Genomic DNA, 1,067 nt, shown 5'->3' on the forward strand with positions numbered 1-1,067 from the left:
AGCGATTAACTAACTATGTTTAACTTTGCAAATTTCTACCAATTGATTGCCCAAGACACCCGTCTTCAACCTTGGCTGAATGTGTTACCACAACAGTTAACGGACTGGCAAAATGCAGAGCACGGTGACTTTGGTCGCTGGTTGAAAGCACTGAACAAAATTCCAGAAGGCTCACCAGATCAAGTTGATATCAAGAACTCTGTAACCATCAGCAACGATACGCCTTTCCATGAAGGCGAACTGAAAAAGCTAGAAAACTTACTGCGTACTTTCCACCCTTGGCGCAAAGGTCCATACACGGTGCACGGCATTCATATCGATACCGAGTGGCGTAGCGACTGGAAATGGGATCGCGTACTTCCACACATTTCTCCACTGAAAAATCGCAGCGTGCTCGATGTGGGTTGTGGCAATGGTTACCACATGTGGCGCATGTTAGGCGAAGGTGCTCGTCTTTGCGTGGGTATCGACCCGTCTCACCTGTTCCTGATCCAGTTTGAAGCAATTCGCAAACTCATGGGCGGCGACCAACGTGCGCACCTACTGCCGCTGGGTATTGAACAACTGCCTAAACTGGAAGCGTTTGATACCGTGTTCAGCATGGGTGTTCTCTACCACCGTCGTTCTCCACTTGACCATTTGATTCAACTAAAAGATCAGTTGGTTTCTGGTGGTGAGTTAGTATTGGAAACTTTGGTAATCGAAGGCGATGAAAACGCAGTACTTGTTCCGACCTCACGCTACGCTCAAATGCGCAATGTGTACTTCTTCCCGTCTGCGAAAGCACTAAAAGTGTGGCTAGAACTGGTTGGTTTTGAAGATGTTCATATTGTGGATGAGAACGTGACTTCTGTTGATGAACAACGCACAACAGATTGGATGACACACAACTCTCTACCAGATTACTTAGATCCAAACGATCCAAGCAAAACAGTGGAAGGCTACCCGGCACCACGCCGCGCAGTGCTGGTAGCACGTAAGCCATAATTAACTGAGATTTCTAACATTGTCTTAACTCTTTCCTGCCATTAAGACATTACCCTCTCTTCTATTCTCATCAAGGGTGC

At 46.9% G+C, this 1,067-nt stretch carries 1 protein-coding gene; it reads left to right on the plus strand.

Going from position 1 to position 1,067, the window contains the following annotated elements; all coding sequences use genetic code 11:
• Positions 1 to 15: 15 nt before the first annotated feature.
• Positions 16 to 987, plus strand: coding sequence for a tRNA 5-methoxyuridine(34)/uridine 5-oxyacetic acid(34) synthase CmoB (gene cmoB, locus R7Q47_RS26275; protein ID WP_005483112.1), 972 nt, complete (start codon positions 16 to 18; stop codon positions 985 to 987).
• The last annotated feature ends 80 nt before the right edge of the window (positions 988 to 1,067 follow it).

Source organism: Vibrio sp. Vb0349 (genome assembly GCF_033338975.1).

Excerpts from the sequence above, each read along its gene's own strand:
- cmoB (WP_005483112.1), top strand. The coding sequence starts at position 16 with ATGTTTAACTTTGCAAATTTCTACCAATTGATTGCCCAAGACACCCGT.